Annotated in this window: 21 protein-coding genes; 4 read left to right on the top strand and 17 right to left on the bottom strand. The window is 57.6% G+C overall.

Features of this window, described 5'->3' with window-relative positions; translation table 11 throughout:
• Positions 1 to 53: 53 nt before the first annotated feature.
• The 8 genes from ELR57_RS05585 to ELR57_RS05550 all read right to left on the bottom strand — a co-directional run bounded on the left by ELR57_RS05585 (position 54) and on the right by ELR57_RS05550 (position 9,662).
• Positions 54 to 1,427, bottom strand: coding sequence for a sugar ABC transporter substrate-binding protein (locus ELR57_RS05585; RefSeq protein WP_126958039.1), 1,374 nt, complete (start codon positions 1,425 to 1,427; stop codon positions 54 to 56).
• Complete coding sequence (locus ELR57_RS05580; protein WP_126958038.1) at positions 1,424 to 2,374, bottom strand: amidohydrolase family protein; 951 nt, start codon at positions 2,372 to 2,374, stop codon at positions 1,424 to 1,426. Before ELR57_RS05580 ends, ELR57_RS05585 begins: the two co-directional genes overlap by 4 nt.
• Before the next feature lie 22 nt (positions 2,375 to 2,396).
• On the bottom strand, positions 2,397 to 3,935 hold the full coding sequence (gene argH, locus ELR57_RS05575) for an argininosuccinate lyase (protein ID WP_126958037.1): 1,539 nt from the start codon (positions 3,933 to 3,935) through the stop codon (positions 2,397 to 2,399).
• Positions 3,936 to 4,327: 392 nt separating this feature from the next.
• Entirely contained in the window at positions 4,328 to 6,235 is a 1,908-nt protein-coding gene (locus tag ELR57_RS05570; RefSeq protein ID WP_126958036.1) for an ABC transporter ATP-binding protein, read from the bottom strand.
• The gene (locus ELR57_RS05565; protein WP_126958035.1) at positions 6,232 to 7,983 is read right to left on the bottom strand and encodes an ABC transporter ATP-binding protein; all 1,752 of its coding nucleotides are present in this window, start codon (positions 7,981 to 7,983) and stop codon (positions 6,232 to 6,234) included. Before ELR57_RS05565 ends, ELR57_RS05570 begins: the two co-directional genes overlap by 4 nt.
• A 178-nt stretch (positions 7,984 to 8,161) precedes the next feature.
• Positions 8,162 to 8,743, bottom strand: a complete 582-nt coding sequence (clpP, locus tag ELR57_RS05560) for an ATP-dependent Clp endopeptidase proteolytic subunit ClpP (RefSeq protein ID WP_126958034.1) — start codon at positions 8,741 to 8,743, stop codon at positions 8,162 to 8,164.
• Between the two features lie 32 nt (positions 8,744 to 8,775).
• Positions 8,776 to 9,060 (bottom strand): hypothetical protein, encoded by a 285-nt coding sequence (locus ELR57_RS05555; RefSeq protein ID WP_126958033.1) that lies wholly within the window; start codon positions 9,058 to 9,060, stop codon positions 8,776 to 8,778.
• Positions 9,057 to 9,662 (bottom strand): ArsR/SmtB family transcription factor, encoded by a 606-nt coding sequence (locus ELR57_RS05550; protein ID WP_126958032.1) that lies wholly within the window; start codon positions 9,660 to 9,662, stop codon positions 9,057 to 9,059. Before ELR57_RS05550 ends, ELR57_RS05555 begins: the two co-directional genes overlap by 4 nt.
• A gap of 168 nt (positions 9,663 to 9,830) precedes the next feature.
• Here ELR57_RS05550 and lplA point away from each other — a divergent pair, with 168 nt between their 5' ends.
• Positions 9,831 to 10,817: a lipoate--protein ligase gene (lplA, locus tag ELR57_RS05545; protein WP_126958031.1), complete on the top strand. Its 987-nt coding sequence runs from the start codon at positions 9,831 to 9,833 to the stop codon at positions 10,815 to 10,817.
• Positions 10,818 to 10,850: 33 nt separating this feature from the next.
• Entirely contained in the window at positions 10,851 to 11,678 is an 828-nt protein-coding gene (locus ELR57_RS05540) for an aldo/keto reductase (protein WP_126958030.1), read from the top strand.
• An 81-nt stretch (positions 11,679 to 11,759) separates the two neighbouring features.
• Here ELR57_RS05540 and ELR57_RS05535 read toward each other — a convergent pair whose 3' ends face one another.
• The 6 genes from ELR57_RS05535 to ELR57_RS05510 all read right to left on the bottom strand — a co-directional run bounded on the left by ELR57_RS05535 (position 11,760) and on the right by ELR57_RS05510 (position 16,861).
• Positions 11,760 to 12,911 (bottom strand): ABC transporter permease, encoded by a 1,152-nt coding sequence (locus ELR57_RS05535; RefSeq protein WP_126958029.1) that lies wholly within the window; start codon positions 12,909 to 12,911, stop codon positions 11,760 to 11,762.
• Positions 12,912 to 12,939: 28 nt separating this feature from the next.
• Positions 12,940 to 13,863 (bottom strand): ABC transporter ATP-binding protein, encoded by a 924-nt coding sequence (locus tag ELR57_RS05530; protein WP_126958028.1) that lies wholly within the window; start codon positions 13,861 to 13,863, stop codon positions 12,940 to 12,942.
• Positions 13,864 to 13,883: 20 nt separating this feature from the next.
• Entirely contained in the window at positions 13,884 to 14,624 is a 741-nt protein-coding gene (locus ELR57_RS05525) for an ABC transporter permease subunit (protein ID WP_126958027.1), read from the bottom strand.
• A 29-nt stretch (positions 14,625 to 14,653) separates the two neighbouring features.
• Positions 14,654 to 15,346 (bottom strand): ABC transporter ATP-binding protein, encoded by a 693-nt coding sequence (locus ELR57_RS05520; protein WP_126958026.1) that lies wholly within the window; start codon positions 15,344 to 15,346, stop codon positions 14,654 to 14,656.
• Positions 15,343 to 15,735, bottom strand: coding sequence for a GntR family transcriptional regulator (locus ELR57_RS05515; protein WP_126958025.1), 393 nt, complete (start codon positions 15,733 to 15,735; stop codon positions 15,343 to 15,345). The genes ELR57_RS05520 and ELR57_RS05515 overlap by 4 nt, the downstream gene beginning before the upstream one ends.
• Positions 15,736 to 15,889: 154 nt before the next feature.
• A complete protein-coding gene (locus ELR57_RS05510) occupies positions 15,890 to 16,861 on the bottom strand; it encodes an RluA family pseudouridine synthase (RefSeq protein WP_158629940.1) in 972 nt (323 codons plus the stop codon).
• A gap of 187 nt (positions 16,862 to 17,048) precedes the next feature.
• Here ELR57_RS05510 and ELR57_RS05505 point away from each other — a divergent pair, with 187 nt between their 5' ends.
• Complete coding sequence (locus tag ELR57_RS05505) at positions 17,049 to 17,492, top strand: MarR family winged helix-turn-helix transcriptional regulator (protein ID WP_158629939.1); 444 nt, start codon at positions 17,049 to 17,051, stop codon at positions 17,490 to 17,492.
• Positions 17,493 to 17,512: 20 nt separating this feature from the next.
• Positions 17,513 to 18,757: an MFS transporter gene (locus ELR57_RS05500; RefSeq protein ID WP_238162414.1), complete on the top strand. Its 1,245-nt coding sequence runs from the start codon at positions 17,513 to 17,515 to the stop codon at positions 18,755 to 18,757.
• Between the two features lie 202 nt (positions 18,758 to 18,959).
• Here the strand turns inward: ELR57_RS05500 and ELR57_RS05495 are convergent, their stop codons facing one another.
• From ELR57_RS05495 to ELR57_RS05485, 3 genes are read right to left on the bottom strand one after another with little or no spacing between them, the layout of a single operon-like run.
• On the bottom strand, positions 18,960 to 19,925 hold the full coding sequence (locus ELR57_RS05495; RefSeq protein ID WP_126958021.1) for an ABC transporter permease: 966 nt from the start codon (positions 19,923 to 19,925) through the stop codon (positions 18,960 to 18,962).
• Position 19,926: 1 nt separating this feature from the next.
• Positions 19,927 to 21,030, bottom strand: a complete 1,104-nt coding sequence (locus tag ELR57_RS05490; protein WP_126958020.1) for an ABC transporter permease — start codon at positions 21,028 to 21,030, stop codon at positions 19,927 to 19,929.
• Positions 21,027 to 22,571, bottom strand: coding sequence for an ABC transporter ATP-binding protein (locus tag ELR57_RS05485; protein ID WP_126958019.1), 1,545 nt, complete (start codon positions 22,569 to 22,571; stop codon positions 21,027 to 21,029). Before ELR57_RS05485 ends, ELR57_RS05490 begins: the two co-directional genes overlap by 4 nt.
• Positions 22,572 to 22,642: the final 71 nt, after the last annotated feature.

The following is a 22,642-nucleotide window of genomic DNA, read 5'->3' as shown; positions in this document are numbered from 1 at the left end:
CTTATTCATAGGCAAGCGGGCGCCGGATCACGCCCGGCGCCCCCTCTACCCCGTTACTTCTTATCTGCTTTAGCCCAGTAGTCGTCGTACAGCTTCTGAGTCTTGGCCACGAGGTCCTTAAACGCCGTCTCGACAGGTACCTTGTTGAGAAGGACCTCATTCGTCGCGTCGACGAACAGCGTCCGCTCGCCGGTCTCGTCGATGAAGAAGTGAGCCTTGCTGTTGTCGAGCTGACGGATGAATGGCCCGAGCTTCTCATCGTTCAGGTATTTATCTTGAGTCGCGACCTCTTTCTGAGCAGGAAGCTCGCCGACCTTATCCACCCACTGCTCCTGAACTTCTTTGCTTGTCAGGAATTGCAGGAACTTGATCGAGGCGTCCAGCTTAGCCCCGGTTACGCCTGCCGGAATCGCGTTCGCCCAGAACGAGGACGGCGCCGATTTGCTCTTATAGGACGGCAGCTGAGCGACGCCGTAATTCAAGTCGGGAGCGTCCGCCTTCAAGGATCCGAGACGGAACGAACCGTCGATGTTGATAGCCGCGTGCCCCGTTTTAAAGGCGGTGACGTCGTCCGTGAAGACGCCCGTAGTCCCGACCTTATGTTTGACCGCGAAGTCGATCAGGTATTGGAACGCCTCCAGGCCTGCCGGCGTGTCCGCCCACAGAATCTTGCGGCGGTCATCGCTGAGGTCTTGGCCGCCTGCCTGAGGCAGCAGCCCGTCGCGGTACCAGTGGTGAAGCTGCGCTCCCGGCTCCCATGCTAGGCCCTCGACGACGAATTGATCGTTAGAATCCTTCTCCGTCAGCTTCAGGCTATCCTCGACCAGTTCCTCCCACGTCGTTGGAGGCTCTGCGATTTTCGCCTTCGCGAACAGATCCTTATTGTAGAACAAAGCAAGCGTGCGCACGGCGGTCGGAATCGCCCAATAGGTACCGTCGATCTTGGCCGCATCCACAAGCGGATAATACTTGCTCTCGATCTCGTTCGCCGGGAAGGCGGATTCGGGAAGCGGCTGCAGGAAACCGGAGGAGACATACTTCGGCAGCCAGCCATAATACAGATTGATGACGTCAGGCCCCTTGCCGGCCGGAACGAGCGTCGCGACCTTCTCGTTATATTGATCGTACGGGAAGTTCGTCTGCTTAACCTTGATGTTCGGGTTCTGCGCCTCGAATTGCTCGATCAGTTCGTCGATGAGCGCGACCTTGGACGGGTACTCGTACTGCCAGTATTCGATTGTCACTTTCTCCTGAGAGTCGCCGCCGGCCGCGGCGGAAGCGGACGGCGAGGCTGAGGCACCGCTTGGGGGAGCGGACGACGGTGCGGCCGCGGAATTGTTCGTGTTGTTCCCTCCGCAGGCGGTTAGCAGCAAAGATGCGGCTGCGAGCAGAGACAATGGCTTGGCAATTTTAATGATCGGGTTCATGTACGAGTCAGCTCCTTGGATTCGATTAGCGGGCTGGATGGCTCCAGCCGAAGCAGCTTTCTTGCATTGTTGCCGAAGATCGATTCGATCTCATGATCGGAGAAGCGAAGGTCGCGGACGACGCGGATTTGATCCTGTAAGTAGCGATAGTTATAACCTCTAGGAAAGCTGATCGAATCGGTGCCGAAGATAATTCGCTCCGGTCCGATCAGCTCGTATGTCTTCCTAAACAACGTTTCGAGCGTCAACTCGTATGGCATCCAGCGGATCCATTGATTAGAGCCTGAGGTGTCGACGTAGACGTTCGGACAGCTCCAGCACAGATGGAGCAGCTCCTGGAAGTAGCCGCAGCCGAAATGCGGAATGATGATCGGGATATCGGGATATCGGCGCGCTACGTTGAAGATCGCCAGCGGGCTGATGTTCGGATGCGAGACGATTCCCCCCGCGTGTCCCAGCAGGCCGAAGTGGATGAGGAGAGGCAAGCCTCGTTCGGAGAGCAGTTCCCACACCGGCGTGAGCGATTCGTCGTCGAACGAGACAGGCGTGAACGGACCGAACAGCTTGTAGCCTCGAAGACCGAGATCTTCAACGGCGCGCTTCAGTTCTGCCGCGGCGTCGGGCCGTTCGATCGGATGGGAAGCGAATCCGGTAAATCGATCCGGATAAGCCTCAATCTGCTTCGCAAGTTCGTCGTTCGTCCAGCCTGTCAGGAAGTTAAGTCCCCCGATCCCATACCGGTCGAGTTCGTCCTTCCACCGTTCGACGAGCGGCCTTCCTGCTTGTTCGGGATCGGGCTCCTCTGTCCTTAGATCCCAGGTCAGGCGCATTCGTTCCGAGCGTTCGCCGCCGTATTGGGTAATTCGGTCGTGCTTCTCGAATGATTTCGGATAGTTGTATGGCAAATGTCCGTGAATGTCGAACACCTTGAAGCCAGCTCTAAACACCGTTCCTTCCTCCTTTAAATCGTTAATCCGCGGCTTCCCCTGCGGGATGATCCGAGCGGCGAAGCCGCTCGATTAGAATTCGATCCAGCATCTTGAGCCTGGAATCCAACGAATCTCTCGTTCGTTCGGCCCATTCTTCCGCTAGCTTGCGGGAGGAAGCTTGCACGGCGAGCGCCCTTCTCAGCTCTTCCGGGCTAGGCCCTCCGGGGACGGAACGAATCCGGACGAAGTGTTCCGGATCAAGAGCCAGCCTCAGCTCTTCGGCAGTCAGCGACAACTCCCTGCCGATTATGCTCTTCGCGGCTTCATCAAGTCCTTCTACCGTCAGCTCCCTCACCGAGCGTCCTGAGGCAACCGCCGCACGAACGAATTCAGCTACGATAGAATGCGCCGTGCGGAACCCGAGTCCTTCTTTGCGCACCAGCGTATCGGCTAGCTCGGTGACGGTCGCGAAGCTCGCCTCAGCCCTTCGCCGCAAGACGTCCTTGTCGACCTCGAGCGTTTCGATGATTCGGGTTAGAAGCCTATACGTCGATTCAAGCGTGCGCAGACTTCGCCAGACGTAGGGCTGAAGATCGTCCTCCGTATCGACGATATCCCCGAACGGCGTGTTGTGAACCATCGTCAGCGCCGTGTTGGCGTCACCGACGCAGCTCGACAGCAGCGAGCGCACGTGCTCCACCGACACCGGATTTCGCTTCTGCGGCATAATCGAGCTGATCTGCACATAAGGAGCGGCTACCGTGACGGCGGCGAATTCCTGCGTGCCCCAGAGCAGCAGCTCCTGGACGAAGCGGCCGAGATTGACGGCGGCGAGCGAGGCGGACGAGGCAATCTCAAGAATGTAATCCGCCCCGCTGACCGCGTCATACGCATTCGCTATCGTCTCGTCGAATCCAAGAAGCGCAGCCGTTCGCTCCCGGCTGATCGCGAAGCCTGTCGTGGTAAGCGCGGCAGCGCCCAAGCTGCTGCGGTTGCAGTTGGCGAAGGCAGCCCGCAGACGCCGAACGTCCCGGGATAGCGAATCCGATACCGCTGCCATATAATGTCCGACGGTCGTCGGCTGAGCCTGCTGCGTATGCGTGTAGCCGATCATCAGCGTCTCGGCATGATCTTCCGCGAAGTCAATCAGTCGCGCCTGCAGTTCTAGCGCAGAATCGATGAGAGCCAACACTTTGTCCCGCAGGACGAAGCGGTAGATGGCGATCCCCATGTCGTTGCGGCTGCGCGCAAGATGCAGATGGCCTGTCGCCTCACCTCCTAGCAGGGCTAGTTCATGCTCCACCTCGAAGAATAGATCCTCAAACTCCCCCGTATATTGGCCGTTCTCCAGTTTCTTCAGATCGAGACCTTGAAGCGCCTTCGCAACGATCGCAGCATCTTGGGCGCTTACGAGCCGCTGTTCTTCGAGCATGATAAGGTGCGCCTTGCTAATAGCGATCATTGGACCAAGCAACTCTTTCCGAGCCTGTTCGTACGCCGGTTCGAGTACGACCTCCGCGTAAGTTCTGCCGGGGAAGACGTCTCCCTCCTCCCGCCGTCGATTTCGCGCATTCCCCATCGTTCTTCGCTCCAATCCTGCATCATCTTGCTGACCCCAATAGATAAGCGCGAAACAAAAAGAGACCATTCTCCGGTAAAGGATTTGGTCTCCAGTTATCTGGTAGATGCCAGCGTTATTCCGATAATTCCTACATGTTAGGTTTCTTTTATCACATCCTAGCACCGGTTCTCTCCCGGCGTCAATCTTTCCCATTATCGAAAATTGCTATTGCAAGATTTACAAGTTCTATATGCAATTAAATGCTGACGATCTTCATCATCAATCTAAGATTAAAAGCTGGATCGGTGACAGAGATGGAATCGGGGTTGGGGAAGCCTAGGCGGCAAACGACCACGGACATGTAAAAAACGGCGCCGGGATCGCTCCCGACGCCGCTCTGCTTCTATTCGTTAAATCGCGCTTGGCACGCTCGGATGAACGCCGCCCGCGAACTGGCTGTTGTACAGATCGGAGTAGAAGCCGCCTTGCGCCAGCAGCTCTTCATGCGTACCCTGCTCGATGACCGCGCCTTTGTCCATGACCAGGATCAGGTCGGCATCGCGGATCGTCGACAGCCGGTGGGCGATAACGAAGCTCGTGCGGCCTTCCATCAACCGGTTCATCGCCTGCTGGATGTGGATCTCGGTGCGCGTATCGACGCTGCTCGTCGCCTCGTCCAGGATCAGGATGGCCGGGTCGGCCAGAATCGCCCGGGCGATCGTCAGCAGCTGCTTCTGCCCTTGGGAGATGTTCGACGCCTCTTCGTTAAGCACCGTCTCGTACCCGTCCGGCAGCGTCCGGATGAAGTGGTCGGCGTATGCGGCGCGGGCCGCTTGCACGACTTCCTCTTCCGTCGCTCCTTCGCGCCCGTACGCGATGTTGTCCTTGATCGTGCCGTTGAACAGCCAAGTGTCCTGAAGCACCATGCCGAACAAGCTGCGCAGATCGCCTCTCTTCAGTTCGGTGATGTCCTTGCCGTCGATCGCGATCGAACCGCCGTTCACTTCGTAGAACCTCATGAGCAGATTGACGAGCGTCGTCTTGCCGGCGCCGGTCGGACCGACGATCGCAACCGTCTGCCCGCTCCGGACGTCGATGTTCAGATTCTCGATCAGCGGCTCGTCATTCTTGTAGCTGAAGCGAACGCCAGACAAGCGGACATCCCCGTGAACGTCGGAAGACTTGAGCCGGCCTTGCTTCTCCGGCACTTCCTCCGTCTCGTCCAGAAGCTCGAACACCCGCTCCGCGGAAGCGATCGTCGACTGGATGATGTTCGCGATGTTCGCCGTCTGGGTGATCGGCATCGTGAATTGTCTCGCGTACTGAATGAAGGCTTGAATGTCGCCGACGGAGATCGATTGGCGCGTGACGAGAATCCCGCCGACTACGCTGATCGCGACGTAGCCGATATTGCCGATGAAGCTCATGAGCGGCATGATGATGCCCGAGACGAACTGGGCTCTCCAGCCGGCATGATACAGTCTCTCGTTGATCGCTTCGAACTTCGCCTTCGAATTCTCTTCTTGCCCGAACGCCTTCACGATCGCGTGTCCGGTATACATCTCTTCGACGTGACCGTTCAATTGACCAAGCTCGGCTTGCTGATTCTTGAAGTAGCCCTGGGACTTGGACGCGATGGATTTGATCACCAGGAAGCTGAGCGGCAGCGTCAGGACGAGAATCAACGTGAGCAGCGGGCTGATCGTCAGCATCATAACGATGATCCCGATCAGCATGACGACCGACGTGATCATCTGGGTCAAGCTCTGCTGCAGCGTGTTCGCGATGTTGTCGACGTCGTTCACGACACGGCTCAGGATCTCCCCGTGCGTCTTCGTATCGAAGTACTTCAGCGGCAGCCTGGAGAGCTTCGCGTTCACTTCGTTCCTCAAGTGATAGACGGTTCGTTGGGCGACGCCGGCCATCAGGAATTGCTGAAGGTAGCTGAACGCCGAGCTGATCACGTATAATCCCGCCAGCAGAACGACGATCTGCCAGATTCCGGCGAAGTCGATGCTCTTGTGATGGAAGATTCCATCGAAGAGCTTATCGGTGGCTTGGCCTAGGATTTTCGGGCTGAGAATCGAGAAAACCGTGCTCAAAATCGCTGTGAAAAGAACGGCCAGAAGCTTAAGACGGTACGGACGGAGATAGCCCAGCAAGCGGCGGAACGAGCCCTTGAAGTTCTTCGCCTTCTGTCCGGGCATCATCATTCCGTGCGGACCGCCGCCGAACCCAGGTCCTCCTGGCCCTCTACCTGGACCCCCCGGACCTCTGCCGCGCCCGCCGCCCGGAGGCTGCCTGTCATGGTTGCTCATGCGATCTCCTCCTCGGACAGCTGCGAAGCGACGATCTCCCGATAAACCTCGCAAGTATTCAGTAACTCCTTATGCTTGCCGATGCCGACGATTCGGCCTTCGTCCAGAACGACAATCCGGTCCGCGTCCATGATGGTGCTGACCCGCTGGGCGACGATGACCACGGCGGCCTCCGTCGTCTCTCCCCGAAGCGCGGCGCGCAGCTTGGCGTCGGTCTTGTAGTCCAGCGCCGAGAAGCTGTCGTCGAACAGGTAGATATCCGGCTTGCGTACGAGCGCCCGCGCGATCGAGATCCGCTGCTTCTGGCCGCCGGACACGTTGAGGCCGCCTTGGGCGATCGGCGATCCGAAGCCTTCCTGCATCTCGTCGATGAAGCTCGTCGCTTGCGCGATCTGGGCCGCATGGCGGACCTCCTCGTCGGTGGCGTCCTCCCGGCCGAAGCGGATATTGTCGGCGATCGTTCCCGTGAACAGTACCGCCTTCTGGGGAACCAGTCCGATCTTGGCGCGGAGCTGCTCCTGCGTATAAGCCCTCACGTCGATCCCGTCGATCCGCACGCTTCCCGAATCCACGTCGTAGAACCGGGGAATCAAGTTGATGATCGACGACTTGCCGGAGCCCGTGCCCCCGATGATCGCGGTCACTTCTCCCGGAAGCGCCTTGAACGAGAGGCCGCTGAGCGCCGGCTGCTCGGCTCCCGGGTAGCTGAACGTCACGTCGTCGAACTCGATGACGCCGCGCTCGCCTTGGGCACTGCCAGTGTCCCCCGAAGCCTCTCCCGACGGCTCTTCCCTATCGCGAATCGCCGCTTCCTGAAGCAGCACGGCGTTGATGCGCACCGCGGAAGCGGAAGCTCGCGGCACCATTACGAACATCATGGACAGCATGAGCATCGAGAACATGATCTGCATGCCGTATTGGAGGAAGGCCATCAGATCGCCGACCTGCATATGGCCGTGGCTGACGCGGATCCCGCCGAACCAGATGATAGCAAGAGACGCGAAGTTCATGATGAGCATCATCATCGGCATGAGGAACGCCATGATCTGATTCACCTTGATCGACGTCCCGGTCAGTTCCTCGTTCGCCGCCTCGAACCTTTTCTTCTCGTGCTCCAGCCGGTTGAACGAGCGAATGACCCGAATCCCGGTCAAGCCTTCGCGCAGCACCAGGTTCAACTTGTCCAGCCGGGCTTGGATCGTCCGGAAGAGCGGAAGCCCTTGGCGCGCGATCAAGAAGATCGTCAACGCCAGGACCGGGATCGCGACCGCCAGCACGAGCGTCAGCTTGGCATCCTTGGAGAAGGCCATGATCAAGCCGCCGATGCACATCATCGGAGCCATGATCATCAGGCGCATCATCATGATCAGAACCTGCTGCACCTGGGTGATGTCATTGGTCGTTCTCGTAATGAGCGAAGCCGTGCTGAGCTTGTCGAACTCCTGAAGCGAGAAGTTCTCCACATGGCCGAACACCTTGCCGCGCAGAATCCTGCCGTAGCCGGCCGAGATTCGCGACGAATAGTAGCTTGCCAGGATCGAGAAGGCCGTGCCTCCCAGCGTCACGATCAGCATGAATCCGCCGATTTTCCAAATGTAGCCGTGATCGCCCGTAACGACGCCCTTGTTCACGATGTCGGCCATCAAGGTCGGCAGGTACAGTTCCGATAAGGACTGCAGCAGAACCAGCACCATGACCAGAGCGACGCCCCAGCGGTAAGGCTTTAAGAAACGAAACAGCTTTAGCAACCCGATCACTCTCCATCTTGTCGATCCTCTAGTTCTCAAAAAACTAAAATAACCCGTAAATATGAACTCAATATGAACTGGCCATGCTTACTTCTCCTTGATTGTACTGCAATCCTGCGCAAAAGAAAAAAGCCGAACCCTGCCCTATTCAGCAAAGTTCGGCCTATCTTCTCCCGCTTTACAGATGCTCCAGCACCTTATCGATCAAGCCGTATTCGAGCGCCTCTTCCGCCGTCATGTAGTTATCGCGGTCCATGTCTTTCTCAAGCTTCTCGAGCGGCTGGCCGGTCCGTTCGGAGTAGATCTTGTTGAGCTTGTCGCGCGTCCTGAGAATATGCTTGGCTCGGATGGCGATGTCGCTGGCTTGCCCTTGGGCGCCGCCTAGCGGCTGATGGATCATGACCTCGCTGTTCGGCAGCGCGTACCGCTTGCCCTTCGCCCCCGCCATCAGGAGGAAGGAAGCCGCCGAAGCCGCCAGCCCGACGCAGATCGTGGACACCTCCGGCTTGATGAACTGCATCGTGTCGTAGATCGCGAAGGCGGACGATACCGAGCCTCCCGGCGATTGAATATAGAGGCTGATGTCCTTCTCCGGATCGTCCGCTGCCAGGAAGAGCAGCTGGGCGATGACGGCGTTGGCGACGGTGTCGTCGATGGCGGTCCCCAGGAAAATAATGCGGTCTTTGAGCAGGCGGGAGTAGATGTCGTAGGATCTCTCCCCGCGATTCGATTGTTCGACTACGTAAGGCACGAAACTCATGGTTCAGCCCCTCCACTTCATGTTCGGATGAATTACGCCGCGCAGCGAAGCGCCGCGGTCGGCCCGTTGCCAAGCTTGCTCCTTACCGGCGCGGCTTGCCCGAAGCCGGATGTGTAGACGCGAAGGAGCGGCGCTTCGGCGCCATCTTGCTCGCCAAGCGGAATCACGGTGAACGTCGATTCTCCTTGACGGGAGAAAGGGTTCGTTCGAGTCTTCGACTCCCAGATCACGATGTTCTCCTTGGCAGGCGACTCCGCCGCTTTGCTTGGAGCCTTCTTGTCTTGTTCGTCTTTGTTCTCTATCGCGAGCTCGTTCATCTCTTGCCGCCTCCTTGCTCCAATTGGGGATACACGGCGAGAATGGCCTTGAATCCGCCTTCCGCCGAGCCTTGCGCTTGGTACTTCCGCACGACGGTTCGGACCGCGTCCGCATAATCGGCGAGGAATCTCTCCCTCGTCCGCTCGTCCGGCAGATGAAGATCCGTCTCCAGCACCGCGCTGGGAACTTCTCCTTCCTCGTCGGACACCTCCATCAGCCGGAGCGCGTCCGTGCGGATTCGCTCGGATACGTTCACCAGCTGCCGGAGGGCACCTTGGTCCTTCATCCGCTGCGTCAGATCCTCCGACCATCCGAAGGAATCCGGAATGACGTAGGAACGGGCGACCGCCCGGTAGAGCACTTCGATCAGGTTCTTCACCTGACGGGAGCCGCAGCGCCGAATGAGTCCCACCTTCTCCAAGCTCTTCAGATGGTAATTCAGCTTCTGCGCCTTCTCGTTCATCTGCCTGCCCAGCTCGGAAGCGGAAGCCGGCTCGGCAAGCAGTTGAAGAATCTCCGCGCGCATCGGATTGAGCAGCGCAAGCGCCTGCTCCGGATTCTCCAGCCGATAAACGTCTGCGATCGGGTCTAATGGATTCATCTTGCTCATCACCATAAAAATTAATTTTTACGTAAACTCATTTTATTGCGATGTAGATCGAAAGTCAAGGGGCATCGCGAACGTCTCCCGCCCATTTGTTCTTCCTGCGATCCTGACGTAAAATAGAAGCGTTGATCTATCCTGTCTACAGAAGGAGGAACCTACGCGTTGTTATATGTCGATAATGGCAATGGGCACGACCCCTCTCTCAATCTGGCGCTGGAAGAATATATTTTACGAAAGCTTCCTGCCGAGAACGATTACCTTCTTTTCTACATTAACGAGCCTTCCATCATCATCGGCAAGAATCAGAATACGGCCGAGGAAGTCAACTCCGAATATTTGCAGGAGAACGGAATCCATGTCGTTCGCCGGCTGAGCGGCGGCGGCGCGGTCTATCACGATCTCGGCAACCTGAACTTCAGCTTCATTACCCGGGACGACGGCCAGTCGTTCCATAATTTCCGGAAGTTCACCGAGCCGGTCGTCAAAGCTCTCAACAGGCTCGGCGTCGATGCGGAGCTGAGCGGGCGCAACGACCTGCAGGTCGGCGAGCGCAAGATCTCCGGCAATGCGCAGTTCTCCACTCGCGGCCGCATGTTCAGCCACGGCACGCTGCTCTTCGATTCCCGCATGGAGAATGTCGCCGCCGCGCTCAAGGTCAATCCGATCAAGTTCGAATCGAAGGCGACGAAGTCCGTACGAAGCCGCGTCGCGAACATCTCCGAATTCCTGAAGGAACCGATGACGATCGACGCGTTCAAGCAGTTCGTGCTCGAATCGATCTTCGAAGGCCAGCCGATTCAGCGTTATGAGCTGACGGAAGCGGATTGGGACGCGGTCCGCCAGCTCGCGGACGAGCGATATCGCAGCTGGAACTGGAATTACGGCCAATCCCCTGCTTTCAACGTCCAGAACGTGAAGAAGCTGGCTGCCGGCCTATTCGACGTCCGGCTGGAAGTCGTCAAAGGCGAGATCCGCGGAGCCGCCGTCTTCGGGGACTTCTTCGGGCGCGGAGAAGTGTCGGAAGTGACGGACAAGCTGATCGGAGTCCGCTACGACCGGGAATCCATCGAACGGGCGCTCGAAGGCGTCGATCTTCCTTTCTACTTCGGTCCCGTCGAGAAGGATGAATGGTTCTCTCTGCTTATCTAACCAAATTGATTTACATATGAGGAGGAGATTCGAATGAGTCTGACCATCGGAAGCACGACAACGCTGAATAACGGCGTGCAAATGCCTTGGCTGGGCCTTGGTGTCTGGAAAGTAACGGCGGAGGGCGAAGCGCGCCGCGCGATTCATGCCGCCATCGAAGCCGGCTATCGCAGCATCGATACCGCCAAGATCTACAAGAACGAAGCCGACGTCGGCGAAGCGATCCGGACCGCCGGCATCTCCCGCGACGAGCTGTTCGTCACGACGAAGATCTGGAACGAAGATCAAGGCTACGAGAGGGCGCTGGCCGCGTTCGAAGAGAGCCGCAAGCGTCTGGGACTGGACGTCATCGACCTGCTCCTCATCCACTGGCCGGGCGTCGATAAGTTCGTCGACACCTGGAGAGCGCTCGAGAAGCTGCACAAGGACGGCTACGTCCGGGCGATCGGAGTCAGCAACTTCAAGATTCACCACTTGGAGAAGCTGGCCCAATCGAGCGACATCGTGCCTGCGGTTAACCAGGTGGAATACCATCCGCTGCTGACGCAGAAGGAGCTTCTCGACTACGCGAAGAAGAAGGGCATCCAGTTGGAAGCGTGGAGCCCGCTCATGCAGGGCAACCTCGATCAGCCCGCGCTGCAGGACATCGCCCGGAAGTACGGCAAGACCGTCGCTCAGGTCATCCTGCGCTGGGACATCCAGAGCGGCGTCGTCACCATCCCGAAGTCCGTCACGCCTTCCCGCATCGCCGAGAACGGCAACCTGTTCGACTTCGAGCTGTCGGCCGAGGATATGGCGAAGATCGACGGCTTGAACGAAGACCGGCGCTTCGGCTCGGACCCGGATAAGGTTCTGTTCTAACCGGCAACAAGAAAAGGGGATGTCCCTCCGTCGCGACGACGGTGAGGACATCCCCTTTCTTGGTCTTACCCTTTCTCTGTCTTACCCGAGGGCCGACTTCATGAATCCGCGGAATCTCGTTACCGCAATCAGCACGCAGCCGACGGCGAAAGCCGCGAGCACCGCCAGCGACGGGAGGATGCCGGCGATGTGGTCGCCGCGCACCATAATGTCCTGGAACGCCGTCTGCGCCCAATACTGCGGGGTAAAATGGCTGACCGTCTGCATCGTCTTGGACATGTATTCCACCGGGAACCACAGGCCGCCGATGACCGCGCCGCCCATCGAGATAAGCTGCACGAACGCCATGCCTTGGTTCTCGCTGCGCACGACCATGGCCAGCGCCAGCCCGATCCCCGTTCCGCATAGAGCAAGCATGACCACCAGCGCGATGACGGCTTCCGGATCGCCAAGCTGCACATCGTAGGCGTAGTGGCCGAACGTCAGCAGCACCGCGCACTGTACGATCGATACGCCTACGTAAGCAAGCCACATGCCCAGAAGGTAAGTAATCGGGCTCATTCGGGTCGTGCGGAGACGGGCGGTCATGCCGGACGTCTTGTCGTTGACGAACCTTCGGATCATCGAGATCATGACATAGAAGACGAACATGACGGTGTACCCCGGAACGACTTGGGTAACCGTGTTGCCCCCCGTCGCATTCTGCGGCTTATCTTCGATCCGCAGCGGAGACTCCATCGCTTGCGCGCGCGCCTTGTCGCTTGCGCCCGCCGCCTTCAACGCGGCATCGATCCGCTGTTCGCGATAATCCCCGGCGACGTTCTCGAGCGAAGACCGCAGGCCGGCCGCCGAATCCGAAGCGCCGTCGCTGTACAGCTCGATCGACGCCTTGCCGTCCCCGGAAGAAGCCAGGGCACCGTCGAACCCTTGCGGAATCACGAGCAGGGCGCTCAGCTTGCCGTCGCGAATGCGGGACAGTTGATCATCCAGCGTTCCGGCGTCCTTCTCCTCCAGCTTGTAGCCGCCCTTCTCGCTTAAGGAGGCAAGGAACGATGCGGAAGCGGCCGTATGATCCCTGTCGATATAGGTAATCGTCTGCTGCGAGTTGCCAAGCTGGCCGATGACCGAGCCGAACAGCACGATAAACAGGACGGGCATGAGCAGCAGCCAGAAGAACGTCCCTTTCTCTTTGAGCAGCAGCTTCCATTCTTTCACCGCGATACTTAGCACCATGGCTATTTTTCCCCTTCCCTATCGATCCTCAATTGTCTCTTAAAGTCGTTCCGGTAAGAGTCAAGAAAACATCCTCCAGCGAAGGCCGAACGATCTCCAGCTGCTTGACTCTAAGCGAATTCGTCTTGCAAGCTTCCGCCCATGCGGCAAGCGCGTCCAGCGGGGACTCCGTCTCGAGCAGCCAGCCTTTGTCCTTCGCCGCGGCTTTCCCGTACAGGTCGATCGACGGAGGCCTCTGCTCTCCCTGAAGCTCTAGATAGACCGCCCGCGTGCCGTGCTTCTCGAGCACCTCTCCGAGGGAGCCTCCCGTGATCACGAGGCCGTTGTCTACGATCGCGAGATGATCGCACAAGCTCTCGACTTCTTCCATGTAGTGCGTGCTGTATAGAATCGTGACGCCGTTCTTCTGCAAATCTCGGATCATCTCGAAGATATGATTGCGGGATTGAGGATCGATGCCCACCGTCGGTTCATCCATAATCAGCAGCTTAGGGCGATGCAGCAGCGCGGCCGCGATGTTCACTCGCCGCTTCATCCCGCCGGAGAACGTCTCCACCGCGTCCTTCGCCCGATCGGCGAGCCCCACCTGCTCCAGCACCTCGCCGATTCGGCGCTTTAACTCTTTGCCCTTAACACCGTACATCTCTCCGAAGAAAATCAGGTTATCGTTAGCGGACAGCTTCTCGTACAGCGTGATGGATTGGGGAACGTAGCCGACCTTCACCTTCGTTTCCTCCGCGCTCGACCGTTGATCCTTGCCGAAGATCCGGACCGTGCCGCGGTCTGCCTCCAGCAGGCCGGACAAGATTTTCATCGTCGTCGACTTGCCCGCCCCGTTCGGCCCGAGAAGGCCGAAGCAGCTCCCCTCTTGCACGCCAAAGGTTATGTTCTTCAAAGCCGCTTTGCTTCCGTAGGACTTGGACAGTCCGCCAACCTCGATGGCATAGCTCATGTTCGAACTCCTTCCGTCCGTTACAGGACTAAATGTTTCTTGCAAATGCCGACGGCGCCTGCGAAAATCAGACCGGCGAAGATCCATGCAACCGGGAGGGAAAGCCATACCCAAGCCGCCGAATGGCCGTCGAATAAATTCAACGAACCGTCCGTTTGGCTGCCGACCGCCCCGTTGACCCAATTAAACAGGTTCCCGAGCAGCCCGAATGCGATCCAGACCAACGGCTTTAACATCTTAAGCTTGGACTTGCCCATCGCCGCCATCATAAGACCCAAGGCCAGCATGAAAGGCGAAGAGATCAAGAGGAGCAGGAAGTATTCGCTCTCTTGGGTCACGAAGCGCCGTAAGAGGTCGATGCTCAACCCGTGCAGCAAGACGTCATAGGCCTCGAATACCGCTAACGCGACGAAGAAAAGAACGGCAATCGCAAGGGATTGCGCGAGCGAGGCCGCGAATTTGGCGAGAAGCAGCTTGGAACGGGAGTAAGGCAGCGTGAGCCACCATCCCAGCGTTCCGTCCGACCATTCCCGCTTCAACGCCCGGAATGCGATCATGCAGAAGAAGAACGGAAAAGCGAAGCAAGCGAACAGCAGATAATCCGACTTGAATTGATCCGTCCCGCCCCATATCGTCAGCGCGACCAGCGCCAGAATGGTCAAGCCGGCCAGATACATCCAATACCAGCTTCTTAACGTCCATCTTCGGGTGACAAGCCGCAGCTCGTGCCTAAGCAAAAAAGAGAATTGGCCGATATCCATCTATCCCTACTCCTCCTATGCGTAAATCCCTATGCGTAAATCCGACGGTAGATGTCTTGCATGGAGCCGCGCTCCGAACGGAGCTCCTCGACTTCGCCTGCCAAGGCTACCCTTCCTTCATGGACGAATACGGCATGATCGAACAGGCTTTCGGTCTCCGCAATCTCGTGCGTGCAGATGAGCACGGTCTGCCGTCTGACCGAGAAGGAATCGATCAACGCGGCGACGATCTTCTCCCTCGACAGCAAGTCGATTCCGGAGAACGGCTCGTCGAGGACAAGAAGGGGCACATCCCGCGCCAGGCACAAGGCGAGCATCAATCGGGCCTCCTGCCCCTTGGACATCCCTTCCGTCTCCATATCCGCCTCCAATCCTAGCGAGCCGACGATCTCCCGCGCCTCATCCTTCCGGAAGCTCGGAAGCAGACGGGATCCCCATTCGATCGCCGTCTCGACGGTATGTCCCTGGTACCAACGGGCGCGGTCCGGCAAATAGGAGATCAAGCGGTTCGTCTCCCAAGAAGGCTTGCGGCCGAGGACCGTCAACGTTCCCTCGTCCGGAACGACCAGCCCCGTCAGCATTCTCATAAAGGTCGACTTCCCCGCCCCGTTCGGGCCGAGAATAGCCGTGATCGCGTTCTCCGGCACTTCGATATCGAATCGGTCAAGCGCCCGCCGCTTGCCGTACTTCTTGCAGATTCCCGCTCCGCTGATCGCGTTCATCGGACTTCCCCTCCCTTCGCTCTAAGGATGCTCGCGATATCCGACGCGGTAAATCCGAGGCTGCTCATTCGTCCGAGAAATTCGTCGACCGCTTCCTCGGCCAGCCGATGGCGGATATGGCTTACTTTCTCCGCATCGGTCGTGATGAACGTTCCTTGTCCCCGCCTCGTCTCCGTAAGCTGGTCCCGCTCCAGCTCTTGATAAGCCCTCATGACCGTGTTCGGATTTATCTTCAAGGCTTGAGCCATCTCCCGTACGGAAGGTATCCTCTCTCCCAACGCAATCTCACCTTTCGCGATTGAGCTTCTCACTTGCTCCAATACTTGCTCGTAAAGCGGTTGGCTTAAATCGAGAGCAAACCGCATCCCGCCGATTTGGGCCTCATTCAAGCGGGCACCCCCTTCGCACGTTTCGTCTGACTTAAGTGTATTATATCACCTAATACACTAAGTACAATAGGCGGCTTGCAAAAATCAAAAAGGTCACCCGATCGTTCGGATGACCTTCTCCTATAGGCTGTTGGTTCTAATGAATAGCGAGCGATCACGCTTCGCCCTGGAGCTGCTGCAACGACAGTCCCGCGCGCTCCATCGTCGACCGCATGAGCGCGGGAACCGGAGCGCGGAACTCCCGCCCGTCCGGAAGCTTCACTCTCCAAGCATGGAGCAGCTGGTGATTGACCCCCGCGAACGGCTTGCCTCCGTATTTGACATCGCCCAGCAGCGAATGCCCGATGCTCTGAAGGTGAGTACGGATCTGATGCGTTCGGCCGCTCACCAGCTCGACTTCGATAAGCGTGTAGCCTTTGCCTTGCTGCAAAGCCCGATAATGGGTCGTCGCCGATTTCTCTTGCTCGGGATTCGCGCCAATCGCCTTGCTGCCCTTCGACCCGGCAACAAGCGTCCGGTTGCTCTTCTCGTCGCGAATCAAGCTGCCGGTCAGAGTCCCTTCTCCTTCAAGGCGTCCTTCCACAATCGTTACGTAGTACTTCTCCATCTCATGCTTCTGAATCCACTGGTTCAGCTGATGAAGCATTCCCGCCGTCTTGCCGACGAGCACGATTCCGCTGGTGTTGCGGTCCAGCCGGTTGGCCGTCGCCGGCATGAACAGCTGGCTGTCGAGCTCTCCCTTCCGGTACAGATACGCATGAACGCGATTGACGAGCGTATCCTTCTGATCCGAGCTGTCCGGATGCGTGAGCATGCCAGCCGGCTTCAACACGACCAGCAGCTGGTCGTCCTCGTAAATCACGTCAATGTTCGCATTAACCCCGATATACTTCGTTTTTTTCTGCCCCTTGGAGGCTTCTTCGTACTGGGATTCTTCGACGTACAGAGTAAGCTCGTCTCCCGCGGCGAGCTCGTAGTTCTGGTTCTTGCGCTTGCCGTTCACTTTCGCCTTGCCTTGGTCGATCATCTTATAAATTTGACCCAGCGGAATGTTCGGCATCAGGTTGCGCAGGTAACGATGCAGCCTCTTGCCGCTCTCCGAAGCGGTAATCTTGCGAGTAATCATGATTGCTGCCTCTCTCCATCGATTTCGGTTGACCTGACAACAGATTATCAACATCCGCCGCAATGTTCAAGTCGACGGCTAACGCCTCATAAGAGCGCGCATGATATTGACACCCGAAACTATCCGACCTATAATTAATTGCTATAGCAACTATATTGAAAACTACATGAAAGCGAGGGCTGCAGCCATGAAGCTTGACGACTCCATCGGCTTCCTTATCAACCGCACCGGTCGCAGAGTAACGCAACTTCTAAGCAATCGCTTGGCTTCCTCCGAAGTAACGACCGAGCAATGGTCCGTTCTTGCCCGCCTGTGCGAAGAAGAAGGCATCAGCCAGAAAGACCTGGCCGTTCGAGTGAGCAAGGATCAAACGAATGTCACCCGCATCCTGGATCAATTGGAACGGAAAGGCTTGGTCGTCCGCCAGGTCAATCCGGAGGATCGGCGTTCTTATCTCCCGAGAGTTACCGAGATGGGCAGAAGCGTCTATGAAGCCGTCGCTCCTCTGGAAGAGGAAGCCGTCTCTCTCGTCACCGAAGATTTATCCCCGTCCGAGTTATCCGCGCTCAAAGAGCTTCTCAACCGCATTGCCGCCAACGCAAGCAAGCATCTTGGAGACAAACTAGACTAACACAAAGAAGGCGAATGAATTTGGAACCACAGCAACGATTATGGACGCGCAATTTCTTGTTTATTTGTTTTAGCAGCTTTTTCTTCTTTATCACGTTCTATTCGATGACCGCTACTCTGCCCACCTTCGTTACGGACCATCTGGGCGGCAACCAGCAGCAAGCGGGTCTGGTGCTGACGACCTTCGTCATTGCGGCGGTTATCATGAGGCCGTTCGCCGGGCGCTGGATGGATGGACCCATGCGGTTAACCATTATGCTGGTCGCGACGGCCGTCTTTATGGTCTGCAGCTTCTTCTACCCGATGATATCCGGCTTCGGCGTGCTGCTGCTTCTTCGTTTCATTCACGGCTTCAGCTTCGGAGCCGCCACGACGGCGAACGGGACGATCGTTACGGAATTCATTCCGGACAACCGCAAAGGCGAAGGTTTGGGCTATTATACGCTGTTCATGAACCTGGCCATGGTGCTCGGGCCGTTCATCGGACTGCTTATTATCCAGAACGTAAACTTCAACACGCTGTTCTACTTATTGTCGGCTTTCTGCGTGATCGGCATGCTGCTCTCGATACGTCTTGTTCGCAGCCAGGCCAAATCCGTTCCCGCCGCAGCGGCCGATAGGCCGGCGCCATCCAAATCCGGAGCGGCGAAGGAGCGGTTTAATTGGAGGAACTACATCGAGCCAAGCTCGATCCCCATCTCCCTGGTGGCGATGTTCCTCGCGATCGCTTATGCCAGCATTCTATCGTTCGTTCCGAGCTACGCCGATGAGATCGGACTGAAGTCGTATTCGAGCTACTACTTTATCGTCTACGCCGTCATGATCGTCGCCGCTCGTCCGTTCACGGGCAAGCTGTTCGACCGCTTGCCCCGCAACTACTTGGTGTACCCGACGATCGCGCTTTACGTTATCGGACTGGCCGTGCTGGCCACCGCCCATTCCGGTTTCCTGTTCCTGCTGTCCGGCGCCGTCATCGGGCTCGGTTTCGGGAGCCTGTCGCCATGCCTGCAGACAATCGCCGTTCAAAGCGCGCCGAAATCCAAAGTAGGGCTCGCCACCGCCACGTACTTTATTTTCTTCGACGGCGGCATCGGCATCGGGTCCGCCCTGCTGGGCGGCATCGCTACGGCGACGAACAATCGAATCATGTATCTGTGCGGGATCGTGTCGGTCCTGATCGGTGCTCTGGTGTATTATTTGCTCCTGCATCGCAGACCTTCCCGACCTTCCCGCCAAGTCCAAGCCCAATCGGCTCAAAGCGCTTAAACCACAGTGCAAAGCGCAAAGCGAATTGCACAAAGACATAGTGAATAGAGCTAAGAGCAAAGCTAAGCACCATAAATCCGCTATGCAAGACATCATTCATAAAGCGCGATACTGAGTAATCGCAAACCAAAAAAGCCAATCGTTCCCCGCCCCGCAAGGCGGATGGAACGATTGGCTTTGCTCGTTGCTGCAATATTTCAAGCTATCGTTTGGACGGGTCGTAGGCTTCCCCGGCGGCAGCCGGCCCCTTCACGCCCTTGCCCACGGCTCCGGCGAGCACGAGCAGCGTCAAGACGTATGGAAGCATGTACAGGAATTCCATCGGGATATCCTTGGACCAGTCGTACAGCTTAACGAAGTTCCGCAGCGCCTGCGCCATCCCGAAGAAGAACGTCGCGCCGAGCACTCCCCATGGGTTCCAGCGTCCGAAGATCATCGCGGCGAGCGCGATAAAGCCTTGGCCGGATACGGTGGTGTGGGAGAAGTTCGCCGTCGTCGTCAGCGTAATGGTCGCTCCGCCGATCCCGGCAAGAACGCCGCTGAGGATAACGCCGATATAGCGGTACTTGATGACGTTAATGCCGACCGTATCCGCAGCCCCCGGATGCTCGCCCACGGAACGAAGGCGAAGGCCGAACGGCGTCTTATACAACACGTAGGCGCTGATCGGAACGAGCAGGTAAGCCATGTATGTCGTCGGATACGTATTGAACAATGCCTTGCCGAAGAACGGAATATCCGAGAGAACCGGAATCGCCCACTTGTCCAGGACGTTATTCAACGTATCCGTATCGCCGGCTCCGTTGAAAATGACTTTGACCAAATAGAGCGTAACCGCGACGGCAAGGATATTGATGACGACTCCGACGATGGCTTGATTCGCCTTCAAGGTAACCGTCGTATAGGCAAGCAGCAAAGCGAACACGACGCTGCAGGCGATGCCGGCCAGGATACCCAGCCATGGAGCCGAACTCGTCAGCCCCGACTGCTCGGCGTAATACGCCCCGATCGCCGCGCCGAACGCGCCGCCGGTCATCATGCCTTCCAGGCCGATATTGAACACCCCGGAGCGTTCGCTGAACAGACCGCCCATGGCTCCGAAGATAAGAGCTGTCGTAAAGACGAAGGTCGAGTTGGTGAGATTCGCGATGTCATTAAGCCAATCCATCTTACGCAGCCTCCTTCCGCTTCGCGTCTCGGCGAGCCGTAAACGGCTTATAGAGCATCTGGATCAAGCCCTGCGAAGCCACGAAGAAAATCACGCAGCCGATCACGATGCGGACGATCTCGGTCGGAACGCCGGCCGTGAAGTTCATGCCCGCGGAGCCGTAGGTCAGTACGCCGAACAGAATCGAGCTGAGCAGAATGCCGACCGGATGGTTGCCGCCGAGCAGCGCGACCGCGATGCCGTCGAAGCCGTAGCCGGAGGATGCCGCGCTGATGACCTGATAGTGGAAGACGCCCAGCACTTCGAACACTCCGCCAAGACCGGCGATCATTCCGGAGATCATCATCGACTTCAGCATGTTCTTCGAGACGTTGATGCCGGAGAAACGGGCGGCTTCCGGATTGAAGCCTACCGCGCGGAGCTCGTAGCCTTGCTTCGTTCGCCACAGGATGATGTAGAAGAGGCTAGTGCAGATCAAGCCGAACACGATGCCCCAGTCCATGCGGGCGTTGTCCATCGCCTTCGACAGCCAGTCGATCGACATCGACGCGCTGCTTTGGATCTCCTCCGAGCGCTGAGATCCTTGCTTAAGGACAAGCGTGCGAATTAAGTAGTTGGATAAATAAAGGGCGATCCAATTCAACATGATGCAGGAGATAACTTCGTTGACGCCGCGGCTCGACTTCAAATAACCGGCCAGCGCGCCCCAGAGGCCGCCCACGATCATACCGCCGAGTACGGCGATCGGAGCGTGGAGAATCCAAGGCAGGAAGTCGATCTTAATGCCCAGGATCGTCGCTCCGGTCATCCCCATGATGAATTGGCCGTCCGCGCCGATGTTGAACAATCCCGCACGGAACGCGAAGCCGACCGATAATCCGGTGAACAATAGCGGGGTTATCGTCCGAATCGTCTCGCCGATATCGTACTTCGAGCCGAACACTTTCTTGAACAACGCGGAGTAGGCATCCCACGCGTTGAATCCGCCGATCCACATGACGATCGCGCCGCAGATCAACCCCAGGATGATGGCGATGATCGGCACCCATATGCTGGATGCGACGAAGATCCGGCTCCATTTTCTAACGCTTTGATTCTCGCTCATGCTGCACCCCCGTCTTTAGAGCCCAAGATGTTGCCCGCCATCATGAGGCCGAGCTTCTCGTCGTCGACTTCGTCGCGTTCCAGCTCGCCCATGATGCGTCCTTCGTTGATTACCGCAATTCGGTCCGACATCTTGTAGAGCTCGTCCAGTTCGTAAGAGATGAGAAGAATCGCCTTGCCTTCGTTCTTCGCCTGCATGAGACGCTCATGCACGAATTGGATCGCGCCGATATCCAGGCCGCGAGTCGGCTGCACCGCGATGAGCAGCTGCGGATCTCGCGTCAGCTCGCGGGCGATGATCGCCTTCTGCTGGTTGCCCCCGGACAAAGAGCGCATCGAGACGTGAATGCCGGCGCTGCGAACGTCGAATTCGCTCGTGAGCTTCGCCGCGTGCCGCTCGATCTCCTTCTCGTTAAGGAAGCCGTTCTTGCCGAAACGCGAATCCTTGTAGGTAGTCAGAACCATGTTCTCGCTCACCTTGAAGTCCAGCACGAGCCCGTGCTTCTGCCGGTCTTCCGGAATCTGGGCGATTCCCGCGACCATCCGCTCGCGTACGCCCGCTTGGGTAAGATCCACGTTGCCCAGCGTCACGCCGCCCGCATGGATCTGGCGAATACCGGTAATAGCCTCGACCAGCTCCCGCTGCCCGTTGCCGTCAACCCCGGCCAAACCGTAGATCTCGCCGGCGCGAATGTTAAAAGTGATATCCTCGAGAATATTTTTGCTCTTGTCGCTGCCGTGCACCGTCAAATTATTGATCTTGACGAGAACTTCTCCCGGCTCGCAGCGTTCCTGTTCCAGCTCGAACGAAACCCGGCGGCCGACCATCTTCTCGGCCAACTCGCTCTCGTTCGTCTCCGCGGTGACCAGCGTATCGATCACTTTGCCCCGGCGGATAACGGTGACCCGGTCGGACACTTCCATGATCTCCTTGAGCTTATGGGTAATCAGGATGATCGACTTGCCTTCCGCCGCCAGATTGCGCAGAATCTGCATCAGCTCCTGAATCTCCTGAACGGTCAGAACCGCTGTCGGTTCGTCGAAGATCAGAATCTCCGCGCCGCGATACAGCGTCTTCAGGATCTCGACCCGTTGCTGCATGCCGACGGTAATCTCCTGCACTTGCACCGTAGGATCTACCTTAAGGCCGTATTGCTCGGACAGCTCGCGCACCCTGTCGTTCGCTTTGCGGTAGTTGATGGACATTCCTCTGCGAGGCTCGATGCCCAGGACGATGTTCTCGGCAACCGTAAAGTTCTGCACGAGCTTAAAGTGCTGATGGACCATCCCGATGCCGAGCTTGATCGCCTTGCCCGGCCCGTCGATCGTCTCTTTGGCCCCGTTGATATGTATTTCGCCTTCATCCGGCTGGTACAAGCCGAACAAGATGCTCATGAGCGTCGACTTGCCCGCTCCGTTCTCCCCAAGGAGCGCGTGAATCTCCCCTTTGCGCAATTGAAGGCTGATGCCGTCATTCGCCACAATGCCCGGGAAGCGCTTCGTAATCCCTTTCAATTCGACAACCGGTACCGCTTGGCCCACGGCGTGTCAACTCCTCTCCAATATGAAGGCAAATCATCGATGGAATTCGATCATTCAGGAATGGATAAACC

Source organism: Cohnella sp. AR92 (assembly GCF_003990975.1).
GTDB lineage: Bacteria > Bacillota > Bacilli > Paenibacillales > Paenibacillaceae > Cohnella.
Note: the sequence above shows the minus strand (reverse complement) of the source record. Positions and strands in the feature narration are given on the sequence as shown.

Coding starts and splice junctions, on each gene's coding strand:
- ELR57_RS05585 (WP_126958039.1), bottom strand. CDS start 1,427: ATGAACCCGATCATTAAAATTGCCAAGCCATTGTCTCTGCTCGCAGCC.
- argH (WP_126958037.1), bottom strand. CDS start 3,935: ATGGGGAATGCGCGAAATCGACGGCGGGAGGAGGGAGACGTCTTCCCC.
- ELR57_RS05570 (WP_126958036.1), bottom strand. CDS start 6,235: ATGAGCAACCATGACAGGCAGCCTCCGGGCGGCGGGCGCGGCAGAGGT.
- clpP (WP_126958034.1), bottom strand. CDS start 8,743: ATGAGTTTCGTGCCTTACGTAGTCGAACAATCGAATCGCGGGGAGAGA.
- ELR57_RS05555 (WP_126958033.1), bottom strand. CDS start 9,060: ATGAACGAGCTCGCGATAGAGAACAAAGACGAACAAGACAAGAAGGCT.
- ELR57_RS05550 (WP_126958032.1), bottom strand. CDS start 9,662: ATGAATCCATTAGACCCGATCGCAGACGTTTATCGGCTGGAGAATCCG.
- ELR57_RS05540 (WP_126958030.1), top strand. CDS start 10,851: ATGAGTCTGACCATCGGAAGCACGACAACGCTGAATAACGGCGTGCAA.
- ELR57_RS05535 (WP_126958029.1), bottom strand. CDS start 12,911: ATGGTGCTAAGTATCGCGGTGAAAGAATGGAAGCTGCTGCTCAAAGAG.
- ELR57_RS05530 (WP_126958028.1), bottom strand. CDS start 13,863: ATGAGCTATGCCATCGAGGTTGGCGGACTGTCCAAGTCCTACGGAAGC.
- ELR57_RS05525 (WP_126958027.1), bottom strand. CDS start 14,624: ATGGATATCGGCCAATTCTCTTTTTTGCTTAGGCACGAGCTGCGGCTT.
- ELR57_RS05520 (WP_126958026.1), bottom strand. CDS start 15,346: ATGAACGCGATCAGCGGAGCGGGAATCTGCAAGAAGTACGGCAAGCGG.
- ELR57_RS05510 (WP_158629940.1), bottom strand. CDS start 16,861: ATGATTACTCGCAAGATTACCGCTTCGGAGAGCGGCAAGAGGCTGCAT.
- ELR57_RS05505 (WP_158629939.1), top strand. CDS start 17,049: ATGAAGCTTGACGACTCCATCGGCTTCCTTATCAACCGCACCGGTCGC.
- ELR57_RS05495 (WP_126958021.1), bottom strand. CDS start 19,925: ATGGATTGGCTTAATGACATCGCGAATCTCACCAACTCGACCTTCGTC.
- ELR57_RS05490 (WP_126958020.1), bottom strand. CDS start 21,030: ATGAGCGAGAATCAAAGCGTTAGAAAATGGAGCCGGATCTTCGTCGCA.